At 63.8% G+C, this 12,249-nt stretch carries 11 protein-coding genes and 1 pseudogene; 4 read left to right on the top strand and 8 right to left on the bottom strand.

The window, feature by feature from the left end; translation table 11 throughout:
• Positions 1 to 472 precede the first annotated feature (472 nt).
• Positions 473 to 1,813 carry an MFS transporter gene (locus ASF66_RS12365; protein WP_156463185.1) on the top strand — a complete coding sequence of 447 codons (1,341 nt, stop codon included), beginning with the start codon at positions 473 to 475 and terminating at the stop codon, positions 1,811 to 1,813.
• Positions 1,814 to 1,942: 129 nt separating this feature from the next.
• On the opposite strand, the gene ASF66_RS12360 is transcribed toward ASF66_RS12365, so the two are convergent.
• From ASF66_RS12360 to ASF66_RS12350, 3 genes are all read right to left on the bottom strand, one after another.
• Positions 1,943 to 2,758, bottom strand: a complete 816-nt coding sequence (locus tag ASF66_RS12360) for a sugar phosphate isomerase/epimerase family protein (RefSeq protein WP_056844051.1) — start codon at positions 2,756 to 2,758, stop codon at positions 1,943 to 1,945.
• Between the two features lie 54 nt (positions 2,759 to 2,812).
• A complete protein-coding gene (locus tag ASF66_RS12355; RefSeq protein ID WP_056844050.1) occupies positions 2,813 to 3,874 on the bottom strand; it encodes a Gfo/Idh/MocA family protein in 1,062 nt (353 codons plus the stop codon).
• A gap of 128 nt (positions 3,875 to 4,002) precedes the next feature.
• On the bottom strand, positions 4,003 to 4,779 hold the full coding sequence (locus ASF66_RS12350; RefSeq protein WP_056844049.1) for an IclR family transcriptional regulator: 777 nt from the start codon (positions 4,777 to 4,779) through the stop codon (positions 4,003 to 4,005).
• 141 nt (positions 4,780 to 4,920) lie between these two features.
• Between ASF66_RS12350 and ASF66_RS12345 the strand changes: the two are divergent.
• Positions 4,921 to 6,643: pseudogene (locus ASF66_RS12345) on the top strand (FAD-dependent oxidoreductase).
• A 24-nt stretch (positions 6,644 to 6,667) separates the two neighbouring features.
• A complete protein-coding gene (locus ASF66_RS12340) occupies positions 6,668 to 7,492 on the top strand; it encodes an aldo/keto reductase (RefSeq protein WP_056844048.1) in 825 nt (274 codons plus the stop codon).
• Between the two features lie 126 nt (positions 7,493 to 7,618).
• On the opposite strand, the gene pcaG is transcribed toward ASF66_RS12340, so the two are convergent.
• Complete coding sequence (pcaG, locus tag ASF66_RS12335; protein WP_056844047.1) at positions 7,619 to 8,224, bottom strand: protocatechuate 3,4-dioxygenase subunit alpha; 606 nt, start codon at positions 8,222 to 8,224, stop codon at positions 7,619 to 7,621.
• 12 nt (positions 8,225 to 8,236) lie between these two features.
• Positions 8,237 to 8,956 carry a protocatechuate 3,4-dioxygenase subunit beta gene (gene pcaH / locus ASF66_RS12330; protein WP_056844046.1) on the bottom strand — a complete coding sequence of 240 codons (720 nt, stop codon included), beginning with the start codon at positions 8,954 to 8,956 and terminating at the stop codon, positions 8,237 to 8,239.
• A 143-nt stretch (positions 8,957 to 9,099) separates the two neighbouring features.
• Here pcaH and ypfJ point away from each other — a divergent pair, with 143 nt between their 5' ends.
• Positions 9,100 to 9,987, top strand: coding sequence for a KPN_02809 family neutral zinc metallopeptidase (gene ypfJ, locus ASF66_RS12325; protein ID WP_056844045.1), 888 nt, complete (start codon positions 9,100 to 9,102; stop codon positions 9,985 to 9,987).
• A gap of 77 nt (positions 9,988 to 10,064) precedes the next feature.
• Here the strand turns inward: ypfJ and ASF66_RS12320 are convergent, their stop codons facing one another.
• From ASF66_RS12320 to ASF66_RS12310, 3 genes are all read right to left on the bottom strand, one after another.
• On the bottom strand, positions 10,065 to 10,652 hold the full coding sequence (locus ASF66_RS12320; RefSeq protein ID WP_056844044.1) for an HAD family hydrolase: 588 nt from the start codon (positions 10,650 to 10,652) through the stop codon (positions 10,065 to 10,067).
• Positions 10,649 to 11,518, bottom strand: a complete 870-nt coding sequence (gene tesB, locus ASF66_RS12315) for an acyl-CoA thioesterase II (RefSeq protein WP_049860899.1) — start codon at positions 11,516 to 11,518, stop codon at positions 10,649 to 10,651. The genes ASF66_RS12320 and tesB overlap by 4 nt, the downstream gene beginning before the upstream one ends.
• Before the next feature lie 166 nt (positions 11,519 to 11,684).
• Positions 11,685 to 12,245, bottom strand: a complete 561-nt coding sequence (locus ASF66_RS12310; protein ID WP_049860898.1) for a GNAT family N-acetyltransferase — start codon at positions 12,243 to 12,245, stop codon at positions 11,685 to 11,687.
• Positions 12,246 to 12,249: the final 4 nt, after the last annotated feature.

Genomic DNA, 12,249 nt, shown 5'->3' with positions numbered 1-12,249 from the left:
CCAGCGCCTGAGGGCAGGCAGAACCGTGATGAAAAAAGGGGGTTGTATCAGTTTGCCACTCTACCCGAGCACGTACCAACTGGTTAGTTTTGCGTGCGATTATCGACCACTTACCGTGTGCATCGATTGATTAGCCCGGGCGGTGTGCGCACCATCGGTTCCGACAGTGAAGCTGGTCGAAGCGCAGATTGCAATCGACCCAGCGCAGACCGCCCGCCGTGGCGGCCAACACCCCATAAGAATTTCAAGAACTCAGGTAATCACTCATGCCCATCCGATTTCGCACCCATCCCGTACCTGTGACCTTCCCCAGCGGCGTCGAAGCCGGTCAATACGCACGCGTTTGACCCCACCGAGTGCACCCTGACGGCAATGTCTCTGATACCGTGCATGCCCTGTATCAGACTGCCTCACGCTCAGTCGAAGTTCGGCGGTGGTCGAAACCACCGCGCCTGTACGGATGGTCCCAACGATGACACACCCCCACAGCTCCGCCCTGCCCCGCGCCCAACAAGCGCCTGAGACCAAAGTCGGCTTCAGGGACATGGTCAAGGCCGGCGCCGCCGTCGGCAAGACTCGCTGGGGCATGCTCGCCCTGGTGTTCTTCGCGACAACCTTGAACTACATCGATCGCGCCGCACTGGGCGTGATGCAGCCGATTTTGGCCAAGGAAATGAGCTGGACGGCGATGGACTACGCCAACATCAACTTCTGGTTCCAGGTCGGCTATGCCATCGGCTTCCTGCTGCAAGGCCGCCTGATCGATCGGATCGGCGTCAAGCGTGTGTTCTTCTGTGCGGTGTTGCTCTGGAGCCTGGCCACCGGCGCCCACGGCCTGGCTACCTCGGCGGTGGGCTTCATGGTCTGCCGGTTCATCCTCGGCCTGACCGAGGCCGCCAACTACCCCGCGTGTGTGAAGACCACCCGGCTGTGGTTCCCGGCCAAGGAGCGCGCAGTGGCCACCGGCATCTTCAATGCCGGGACCAACGTCGGCGCGCTGCTGACGCCGATGATGCTGCCGTTGATTCTCAGTGTCTGGGGCTGGCAGGCGGCGTTTCTCACCATCGCCCTGCTGGGGCTGGCCTGGGCGGTGTTCTGGGGCATCAAGTACTTCGATCCGGACCAGCATCCACGGGTCAAGGCCAGCGAGCTCGAATACATCCAGGATCAGGAAGCCCCAGAGCAACCGGGCGTACCGTTCTGGAAGATCATGACCATGCGCGGCACCTGGGCGTTTGCCGGGGCCTTCATGATGACGGCCCCGGTGTTCTGGTTCTACCTGTACTGGCTGCCGCCGTTCCTCAACCAGCAATACCAATTGGGCATCAACGTCACCCAGATGGGCATCCCGCTGATCATCATTTACCTGAGTGCCGACGTCGGCAGTGTGGGCGGTGGCGTGCTGTCCTCGTTCCTGATCGGACGCGGCATGCAACCGGTCAAGGCGCGGCTGCTGTCGATGCTGGTGTTTGCGCTGGCGATCATCAGCGTGGTGTTCGCTGCTGGCGCGGCCAACCTGTGGGTGGCGGTGGCGGCGATCTCGCTGGCCATCGCCGCGCACCAGGCGTGGACGGCGAACATCTGGAGCGTGGTGATGGACTACACGCCCAAGCACATGATGAGCACGGTGTTCGGCTTCGGCGGCATGTGCGCGGCGGTGGGCGGGATGTTCATGACCCAGGTGGTGGGGTATATCCTGACCGTGACGAACAACAACTACACGGTGTTGTTCACGATCATTCCGGCGATGTATTTCATTGCCTTGGTGTGGTTGTACCTGATGGCACCGCGCAAGGTGCCGCAGGGGGTTTGAGCCAGGCGCGGGGTGGCGGTGGGGCTATTCGCGGGCAGAGCCCGCTCCCACACGGGACCCGCCGCGTATCCATGTGGGAGCGGGGCGGGCGGCGAGCGCTCTGCCCGCGAAGAGGCCAGTGGCATCACCCTAGATCTCAGCCAGTAAAGCCTGGGTTTTCTCGAGGGCCATCCGGGCCCTCTCATAAGCGCTCACCCCCTGCTCCAACAGCCGCGCCGTGGGTATCTCCAGGCTCAGCGGCACATCCTCGGGCAGCGCTCGCAACAAGCCAACCAAGTCGCAGTCGCCGTCTCCCGGAAAACGACGTTCCTGGCGGGCCTGGCGCAGTATCTCGGCCATGTCATCAGGGCATGGACCCGCCACGTCGCACAGTTGGGCATAACGCAAGCGTTGCGGTGGCAGGCTGCGCAGGTCTTCGAGTCGCGAGTTGGAGCGGTCGAAATGAAAGGCATCGACCAGGATGCAGGCATTGTCGCGACCGGCCTTGTCGAGCATCACCCTCGCGCTGGCCAGATCCGGGCAGTCGGTCCAAGGCATGAACTCCAGGTGCGGATGGATGCCATAGGGCCGCGCCAGGTCGCACAGCTGAGCCAGGTTGTCGCTGGCCCGCTGCACGTCTGGATCGTTACCCGCCACCAGCAATTCGCTGGCACCGAACTCGGCGCCCAACGCCAGATGAGCTTCGAAATCCGCCACACGGGTCAGCGGTTTCAGCCGCAGGATTTCGATGTCCAGCACCTTGATGCCGGTATCGCGCAAACGAGCAGCCGTCTGACGTTGCAACGCCTTGTCGCGCAGCAGCGGATAGTGATGCTCCTCGACCGTGGCCGGTTCGGTGCGCAGGCCAACGTGGCTGTAGCCGGCGCGGGCAGCGACCTCGACCATCTCGGGAGGCGAAAGCTCGAGCACGGTCAAGGCGGCCAGAGACAGGATGCGGTGGGTCATGAGCGGTTCCTTGGGGCTTGAAGGTGTCGGTCAAGGTGAGAGCGTTTCAGCCAACTAACCGGCCTGGCCCAACGCGCGGGGTGCACAGGCGCGCCCGGTGCGCATCGCGTCCCCGATGGCGTCGACCAACGCCAGGGTTCGCGCAGCATCCACCACACTCACCAGCGGTTCGACCTGCCCGCGCGCGACCTCGATGAAATGCTCAAGCTGCACGCGCAACGCTTCGGCGGGGGCGAAGGTTTCCTGCACCTGCAGCAAGGGCTCATGCCAGCCCGCGCCCGCTTCGGCGTAATGCCAACGCGTCAGTTGCGGCACGCTCAGCGCACCGGCCGTGCCTGCCAGCAGGTAGCACGGCTGATCGGCCTGACGTGGATAGACCGGGTTCTCGCCCGAGCCGAGCTCCCAGCTCCAGGGCGCGGCGACCCCATCGGAACCGGTCAAGGTGCCCAGCGCACCGTTTTCGAACTGCAGCAACACCGCCACACTGTCTTCGTTGCCGAAACCGCGAATGCCATTGCTGCCGAAGGCCTGCACCTGGCGGACTTCGCCGCACAGGTAGCGCAGCAGATCCAAGTCATGAATCAGATTGGTCAGCAGCATCCCTGCCCCCGGCTCGCGACGCCAGGCGATGTCGAAGTAACTGTCGGGCTTCTGTAACTGCCACAGCGCCGTGACCGTGGTCAGCCGACCGAGCACGCCGCTTTGCACGATCTGTCGGGCGCGGCTGATCATCGGGTTGTGCCGCCGGTGATGACCGACCAGGACCGGTACCCCACTGGCGGCGCTGGCGGCTACCAGCTCGGCCACTTCGTCAAGATCCACCCCCACCGGTTTCTCCAGCAACACGGGCACACCGGCCGCCAGGCAATCCAGTGCCGTGCGCACATGCTGGGCATTGGGGTTGGCGACGATGACGGCCTGGGGCGCCATCTGCGCCAGCATCTGCCGATGATCGGTGAAATGCGGCACCGCGCATTCAGCGGCAAAGGCGGCTGCCTGAGGGCCTGGGTCGGCGATGGCGCAGAGCTGGGCGCCGTCCATCTGTTGCAGATGCTGGTAATGCTGCCGGCCCATGTTGCCAGCACCGATCAGGGCGATTCGCAGAGGGGAGGTCACGATGCAGATCCTTGGTTTTTGTTTTCTCCAAATATTTAGAACCAAGTTCCGGAATATTTCAAGTCAACGAGAGCGCAATCGTGCAGGCGACTTCACGGATCGCGATGGCACCCCCTTTGTTTCGACACTCAGTCGAACAGCTCCGACGCCACGCTGACCTGAGACAACTCCTGCGCAGCAGTCAACAAGCCCGCGGCCAACTCATGCATGCGCGCCTCGGACAAGCGCGCGCTGGGGCCGGCGACGCTCAGTACACCCACCACATGAGCGTCGCGCGGATGCCGGATCACGGCGGCCAGGGCCGACGTGCCCAGCGCCGAACTTTCGACCACCCAGGCATAACCGGCCTCGCGAGCCACCCGCAGGCGTTCGAGCAGATCGGCGTTGGAACGCGGAGCGTTCGGTCCGAAATCGTCACGGCTGGCAATGCCTTGCTGCTCCACCAGGGCCAATGCCTTGGCATCACTGAGGGTGGCCAGCCAGGCATGTCCGGACGCGGTGTAGAACAGGGGCGCATCCCGACCCATTTCCGGGTCGTAGCGCAGGCCGGAACGGGCGCCCTGGGATTTGGCGATCCAGGTTTGCCGGTCGCCTTCGATCACTCCAAGGCGCACCAGCTCGCCGGTGTCCTGGGCCAACCGGTCAAGGATCGGCTGAACGATGTCGGCGCCGCTGCCCGACAGGTACTGAAAGCCCAGCGCGACCAGCTTGGTCGACAAGTGATAGCGCAAAGTCTCGGCGTTCTGCCGCACATACCCCAGCCGGCCCAGTTCGGACAGCATGCGATGGGCTGCACTCTTGGGCATGCCCAACTGCTCGGCAAGGGTTTGCAGGGCTTGGCCGCGAGGCTCGTTGGTAAGGCTCTCAAGCAGGCTGAGCGCCCGTTCGATCTGACTGCCGGCCATGATGGGGTCTCGTGAAGTTGGAACGAATGAAAAAATTTCGCCGATTCTACACTTGGCGATCCGGTCGGCAATCCATAGAATATGGAACCAGGTTCTATAAAATTATAAATTTAACCCACCTGCTTCTTGGAGATTCATCCCATGCCTGCGCCTGACTGCGTAACGACCTCGGTGGAGTGCGACGTGCTGGTGATCGGGTCGGGAGCCGCGGGCCTGGCCACTGCCGTCACCGCCGCCTACCACGGGCTGCGTGTGATCGTGGTGGAAAAGGACAGCACCTTCGGCGGCGCAACCGCCTGGTCGGGTGGGTGGATGTGGGTGCCGCGCAATCCGCTGGCACGGCGCGCCGGCATCGACGAGGATCCAGCCCTGCCGCGCACCTACCTGCAACATGAACTAGGGGCGCACTTCGATCCGGCGCGGGTCGACGCCTTTCTCGAAGCCGCCCCACAGATGGTCGCGTTCTTCGAGAAACACACCCGTCTGCAATTTGCCGACGGCAATGGCATCGCCGACATCCATGGCGACACGCCGGGCGCCGGCACCGGTGGCCGCTCGGTCATCGCTGCGCCCTACGACGCACGCGAACTGGGCACGAAGCTGCTCAATCGCCTGCGCACAACGATGCGCGAAACCTCCTTCCTGGGCATGCCGATCATGGCAGGGGCCGACCTGAGCGCCTTTCTTACGCTGACCCGGTCATGGCGTTCGCTGCTGCACGTCAGCCAGCGAGTGGGCCGACATCTGTTCGACCTGGCCTGGCACGGACGCGCCATGCAGTTGCGCAACGGTGTAGCGCTGGTGGCGCGGCTGGCCAAGTCGGCCGACGACCTGGGCGTACTGCTGTGGGAGTCGGCGCCGGTTCGACGGCTGTCGATGCAAGGTTCGCGGGTCTGCGGTGCCGTGGTCGAGACGGCCAGGGGCGAGGTCGTGATCCACGCTCGCAAGGCCGTGATGCTGGCCACCGGCGGTTTCGCCAACGATATCGAGCGACGGCGGACGCTGTTTGCGCGAACACCCACCGGCCACGAACACCTGGCCCTGCCACCGCAGGGCGTCAATGGCGACGGCCTGCGCCTGGGCGAAGCCGCCGGCGGCGAAGTGGCCACGGACCTGGCCTCGGCCGCGGCCTGGTGCCCGGTCTCGCGTGTGCCCTACCCCGATGGCAGTGTCGGCCATTTCCCGCACATCATCGAACGCGCCAAGCCCGGCATCATCGGCGTGCTGGCCAACGGCAAGCGCTTCGTCAACGAGGCGGACGGCTACTACGATTACGTCAAGGCGATGGTCGAGCACGCGCCCGGCAGCGAAGTCGCCTCCTGGCTGATCTGCAGTCATCGCTTCCAGCGCCGCTACGGACTGGGCATCTCGCGGCCCTTTCCCCTGCCGATCAAACCGCATTTGGACAGCGGCTACCTGAAAGTCGGCGACACGCTAGAAGCGCTGGCCAGCGCCTGCGGCATCGACCCTCAAGGGGCTGCGCCGCACGGTGGACGACTTCAACCGGCACGCGCGGCTGGGGCAGGACCCGGCATTCGGCCGCGGCGGCAGCGCCTACAACCGCAAACAGGGTGATGCCCTGCACCAACCCAATCCGTGCGTGGCGCCGATCGAACAGGGGCCCTTCTATGCGGTCAAGGTTGAAGCAGGCAGCTTCGGCACCTTCGCCGGGCTCAAGACCAATGAGCACGCACAGGTGCTCGATCGCCAGGGCCTGCCGATTGCCGGGCTGTACGCCGCCGGCAGCGACATGGCCAGCATCATGGGCGGCCATTACCCGGCCGGAGGCATCAACCTGGGCCCTGCCGCCACCTTCGGCTACATTGCCGCGCGACACATGGCCGGAGCGACACACGACGAATAACCGCCAGTAGAGAAGGAGATCGACATGCAACTCATCACCAACGCCCAACAGCTGAAGATGCCGAAACTGGGCCTGGGCACCTGGCCGATGCTCGACGAGGAATGCACCTCGGCCGTGATCCAGGCACTGGAACTGGGCTACCGGCACATCGATACCGCTGCCGGCTACAACAACGAAGCCGCCGTGGGCCGCGGTCTGACCGAATCCGGCGTGCCGCGCGGCGACATTCATGTCACCAGCAAGGTCTGGTGGGACAAGCTGGCGCCCGACGCCATGCGCGAATCGTTCCAGAACAGTCTGAACGCGCTGCAAAGCGATTACATCGACCTGTTCCTGATCCACTGGCCCGGCCAGGAGGGCTGGGATGTGAAAGCGGCTATCGAGACCCTGGTGTCGTTCAAGCAGGACGGCCGTGCGTTGAACATCGGCGTGGCCAACTTTCCCCTGCCGTTGCTGCGCCATGTGGTCGAGGAGTTGAACGCGCCGTTGGCGGCCATCCAGGTTGAATATCATGTGACCTTGGACCAAAGCGCACTGCTCGACTACGCCCGCCAGCACGACATTGCGCTGACCGCCTACAGCCCGCTGGTGCGCAACAAGGTGTCGCAGATTCCCGAGCTACAGGCAATTGCCAAAAAGCATGGCGTGCTGCCGACCCAGGTGGCGTTGAAGTGGTTGCTGGATCAGGACAATGTCGCCGCAATCCCGAAGGCGGCCAGCAAGGCCAACCAGCAGAGCAACCTGGATGCATTGAAGGTACAGTTGGACGATGAAGATCGCCGGATCATTGCGGCGTTGCCCAAGGATCAGCGGTTGGTGAGCCCGGATTTTGCGCCTGAGTGGGATTGAGGTAGGGCCTTGAATTGCGGTGCTCCCATTCGCGGGCAGAGCCCGCTCCCACAGATTGCCCAGAGGTCACATGGGAGACCTGTGGGAGCGGGCTCTGCCCGCGAATGAAGGCACCGCAATATCCAATCAGAAATCGAAAAACACCGTCTCACCTTCCCCCTGGATGCGCATATCGAAGCGATACGCCAGCTTGCCGTCCACCTCGCAGCGAGTCGCCACCAGCGTCTCGCGCCGCGCTGGCTGTTCGATCAGGTTCAGCACCGGATCCTTGGCATTGGCTTCGGCCTCGTCGCTGAAATACAGCCGCGTGTGCAGGTGAATGTTCACCCCACGGGCGAACAGGCTGATGTTGATGTGCGGCGCCATCGGCACGCCGGCGGCGTTGTTCACCACGCCCGGCTTGATCGTCTGTACGGTCCATTCACCGGCGTCGAAGGTGGTGGCGGTGCGGCCGAAGCTGTTGAAGGGTTTGTCCTGGTCGAAATCGATGTGGTAGTGGCCCTGATGGTCGGCCTGCCACAGTTCCAGAAACGAGTCGCGCACCAGGTGACCATTGCCGTCGTAGACGTTGCCCAGCAGCAGGATGTGCTCGCCCGGCGCTTCGGGCTTGGCCATCTGGTTCCAGATTTCATGCTCGCGCGGTTCGATGCCGGCTGCCGCCAGGGCCAGGCCGATGTGGACGTAAGGTCCGGCCGTTTGTGAAGGGGTTTCTTTCAGCAGTTCGATAGGCATGTCGGTTCCCCCTCAGCGGTTTTCGAAGTGAGTCTTGCGCTGGCCGCGCAGTACGATGTCGAAACGGTAGGCCAGGCAATCCATCGGATTGGCGTTGGCCATGTCCAGCCTGGCGATCAGGCTCTGCACCGCCTCGGGGTCGTTGATCGCCTTGACGATGGGGCACATCGGAATCAGCGGGTCGCCTTCGAAATACAGCTGGGTGATCAACTTGGTGGCGATCGACGGGCCACTGATGGAGAAGTGCACGTGGGCCGGACGCCAGTCGTTCGGCCCGTTGCGCCATGGGTACGGCCCCGGCTTGATGGTGCGGAAACTGTAGTAGCCCTCGCTGTCGGTCAGCGTACGGCCGACGCCACCGAAGTTGGGGTCCAGGGGCGCCAGGTAACGGTCGTTCTTGTGCCGATAACGGCCACCGGCGTTGGCCTGCCACATTTCCACCAAGGTATTGGGAATGGGCTTGCCGAACTGGTCGCAGACGCGGCCGGCCAGGATGATCCGCTCGCCGATCGGCAAGCCGCCATGGTTGTAGTTGAGCAGCAGGTCGTTGTCGAACTCGCCGAACTTGAGATGGGCGAAATTGGGGCCGGTGCTTTCACTGGCCGACTGCGGAATGCTCACCAGCGCCTGGCGGGGCGAGCGCATGGTCGAGGTCTTGTAGTCCGGCGTCAGGGCTTTGGGGTGCCAGTTGCGATCACGGATGATGAAGCGACTGCTGTCTTGGGAAGACATGCCGTTCTCCTGTTATTCGATTTATAGAGGACCTGTTTCCAGGCTTCGGACTAGTCTCAAGGAAATGGTCGACAACGAATATTGAAAAACACGGTCACAGGCATACCCGAATGGTTATGCATGAATCGAATGAGGATTTTGCCATGTTATGGAAGAAAGGCCGACGCAGCGATAACGTCGTGGATGCCCGCGGTGACGGTGGCGGCAGTGGCGGCGGCGGGATGCGCATGGGCGGCAAGGGCCTGAGCCTGACCGCAGTGGTGCTGATCGTCGGCTTCGGCCTGCTGACCGGCCAGGACCCCATGCAGATCCTCGGCGAACTGACCGGCCAGGGCCAGCAAGCGGCGCCGGTGGACACCAGCCAACGCAAGGCGCCACCGGCCAATGACGAGCAGGCCGAATTCGTCAGCACGGTACTGGGCGACACCGAGGACACCTGGAAGCAGATCTTCCAGCAGGGCGGGCAGACTTACAAAGAACCGAAACTGGTGCTGTTCAGCGGCCAGGTGCAGTCGGCCTGCGGCCACGCCACGGCGGCCAGCGGACCGTTCTACTGCCCGGCCGACCAGCAGGTGTACTTGGACATGGCGTTCTTCCGCGAGATGTCGCAGCGTTTCGGCGCCGCAGGCGATTTCGCCCAGGCCTATGTGATCGCGCACGAAGTGGGTCATCACGTGCAGACCTTGCTGGGCGTATCGGACCAGGTTCAGCAGGCGCGCCAGAGTGGTCAGCGCATGGAAGGCGCCAACGGCTTGCTGGTGCGTCAGGAACTGCAGGCCGACTGCTTTGCCGGGGTCTGGGCGTTCAACGGGCAGAAGCGTCTGAACTGGCTGGAGCCGGGTGACATCGAAGAAGCCCTGAACGCGGCCAACGCCATCGGTGACGACCGCCTGCAACAGCAGGGCCAGGGCCGTGTGGTGCCGGACTCGTTCACCCACGGCACCTCGGCGCAGCGCGTGCGCTGGTTCAAGGCCGGGTTTGCTCAGGGTCAGATCGACCAGTGCGATACGTTCGGCGCCAAGAGTCTCTGATTCTCAAGGGCTTCTGATTTTCCAGAGCCTCTGAACGTATTGACGCTCGCCACTCGCCAACGCGGGTGGCGAGCGATTCAGATCAGTTTGCGCAGGTGCGTGCAGTCCGGCGCATGCCAGTCCGCCAGTTCCGGCCAGAGGTTCTCCGGCTGGTTCACCAGCACCGTGGCGGTACCGGCCGCTCGGCCTGCCTGCAGATCCATTTGATGATCGCCTACCATGACCATGTCCGGATGGCGCACGCGCCAGGCGCCGGCCAGGTGCAGCAGACCGGCCGGGTCTGGCTTGTGCGCGGCTTCGTCGCGGCCCAGCACATCGTCCGGCTGGAAACAGTCGGCGATGCCGATTGCTTGCAGGCTGATATGCGCCAGCTCCCGCGCATTGCGGGTGAGAATTCCCAGGCGATGGCCACGATCGGCCAGTTCACGCACCAGTTCCACCGCTCCAGGCGCCGCCGTCGAGGCTACGGCCAGGGCACGCTCGTGTTCGAGCAACCAGGCGTGCTTGGCTTTCGATTCGTGGGCTGGCAAGGCAGCCAGGTGGCTGAGGATGTCGGCCTCGGGCGGAATCTCCAGATAACGGCGAATGGCAGCGAAGTCGTGCACGGCCACGGTCAGGGTGCCGTCCAGATCGAACACCCAGTGACGGACGTGGACCAGGCTCATGACCAGTCCTGCCGATGACGGATCAGACCTTCCTGGGCCGAGGACGCCACCAACTGGCCGGCGCGGTTGTACACGCTGCCGCGGGCAAAGCCCCGTGCGTTGCCTGCCCAGGGGCTGTCCAGGGCATACAGCAGCCAGTCGTCGGCGACCAGGTTGCCGTGGAACCACAGCGAATGGTCGAGGCTGGCGATCTGCATGTCGCGGTGCCAGACCGATTTGCCGTGGGGCAGCAGCGAGGTGGTCAGCAGGTTGAAGTCGGAGGCATAGGCCATGACGTACTTGTGCAACGCCGGGGTCTGCGCCAGGGCACCGTCGGCGCGAAACCAGATGTACTTGATCGGGTCGGTTGGTGACGGATTGTACGGGTCACGCTCGGCCACCGGGCGCATTTCGATGGGCTTGGCGCACAGCAGTTTATCGCGCATGTGCGCGGGGATCAGATGGGCGACCTGCTGCATCAGCTCAAGCTCGGTGGGCAGGTTTTCCGGACCGACCACGTTAGGCATCGCGCTCTGATGGGCGAAGCCCTCTTCGTCGTACTGGAACGAGGTGGTACCGGTGAAGATGGGCTGGCCTTTCTGCACCGCCGTGACGCGCCGGGTGCTGAAGCTGCCCCCGTCACGCACCCTGTCGACCATGTACACCACAGGTAATTGCGCATCGCCGGGGCGCAGGAAGTAGCCATGCAGGGAGTGCACGTGGCGATCGGGCTCGACCGTCTGGCTGGCAGCCGACAGTGATTGACCGAGTACCTGGCCGCCGAACAGCTGCCGAAAGCCCAGGTCCTGGCTGCGGCCGCGAAACAGGTTTTCTTCGATGGGTTCCAGGCTCAACAGCTCGACCAGATCGTCCAACACATGGCTCATTCAAAACTCCTCGGCACAGGCATTACCCAAATAGGCAGAACCAAATGGGCGCAATGATAGCGGACAGCCACGCCGCGAACACCTGTAGGAGCGGCCAACGGCCGCGAAAAGGCAACGTGGTATATCTGGCACACCGCAGCGCGCCCTTCGCGGCCACTGGCCGCTCCTACCGGTTGTGCTGCCACTGGGGCTTGGTGATGCGGTACAGCATGTGCCGCTGCAACTCGTGCCCCGGCAGGTTCGGATGGTCGAAATCACCCTCCACATCGCGCTGCATGCCGATGGACTGCATCACCTTTTCCGACGACGCGTTCGCCAACGCGGTGAACGCCACGACCTCTTCCAGCCCCAGCCTGTCGAAGGCGCAAGCCAGGCAGGTCCAGGCCGCTTCGCTGGCGAAACCCAGGCCCCAGTGCTCATAGGCCAGGCGCCAGCCGATTTCGGTGGCCGGGGCGAAGGGCGCGTCGAAACCCACCTGCCCCAGGCCGGTGAAGCCGATGAACTGCCCGCTGTCCTTGCGCTCCAGCGCCCACAGGCCATAGCCCAACTCGGCGAAATGACCGCGTGCGCGACCGATCACTTCGGCGCTCTGCAAACGCCCCAGGGTTTCGGGAAAATAACGCATGACCCGCGGATCCGCGCACAGGTCGGCAAACGCGGGCAAATCGCTGTCACGCCACTGACGCAGGATCAGTCGCGCACTTTCAAGTTGGAGGATCTGTTTCATTGCT

Source organism: Pseudomonas sp. Leaf129, from assembly GCF_001423465.1.
Classification (GTDB): Bacteria; Pseudomonadota; Gammaproteobacteria; order Pseudomonadales; family Pseudomonadaceae; genus Aquipseudomonas; species Aquipseudomonas coleopterorum.
Note: the sequence above shows the minus strand (reverse complement) of the source record. Positions and strands in the feature narration are given on the sequence as shown.